The organism is Roseicella aerolata (genome assembly GCF_020523605.1).
Lineage (GTDB): Bacteria > Pseudomonadota > Alphaproteobacteria > Acetobacterales > Acetobacteraceae > Paracraurococcus > Paracraurococcus aerolatus.
In genome coordinates, this window is sequence record NZ_JAJAQI010000181.1 from 1 (window position 1) to 656 (window position 656).

1 protein-coding gene is annotated in these 656 nt (G+C 65.7%); it reads right to left on the reverse strand.

Going from position 1 to position 656, the window contains the following annotated elements:
• Positions 1-34 precede the first annotated feature (34 nt).
• Positions 35-656 (reverse strand): IS256 family transposase (locus LHA35_RS28445; protein ID WP_226615273.1); only part of this gene is annotated, 622 nt, incomplete at its 5' end.

Consider the following 656-nt stretch of genomic DNA (forward strand, 5'->3'; position numbering starts at 1 on the left):
GAGCTACGCGGGAAACTGGGTGACGGCCAGCCGATCAGGCGGCGGTCTGTGCTGGCGTCTCCTTGACCTCGACGCCATTGCGGAACCTGACACCCTGGATGACCTTCGGCAACTGGTTCTCGCCTTTCAGGCGGCGCCATGTCTTGGCCGCGGCCATGACGAGTTTGAAGACCATCAGCCGGGCGGTGTCCTGCGACAGCGCACCCTTGGTTCGGACCGTTCGGTGCCGGACGGTGGCGAACACGCTCTCGATCGGGTTCGAGGTCCGCAGATGGTCCCAGTGCTCGGCTGGGAAGTCGTAGAAGGTCAGCAGCGCGTCACGGTCCTTGAGCAAGCAGGTGACCGCCTTCTCGTACTTGGCAGCGTACTTCTCGGCAAACGTGCTGATCGCCGCCTCGGCGGTGGCGCGATCGGGCGCTTGCCAGATCTCGCGCAGGTCCTGCTTGGCCGCGGGCTGGACGGACTTGGGCAGCTTGTTCATCACGTTTGAGGTCTTGTGCACCCAGCACCGCTGATGCCGGGTGCTGGGGAAGACTGCCTCGAGCGCCTTCCAGAAGCCAAGCGCTCCGTCGCCGGTGGCCAACTCGGGCGCGATCGCCAAACCGCGGGCCTTGAGGTCGACCAGCAGTTCGCGCCAGCTCTGCGCACTCTCGCGC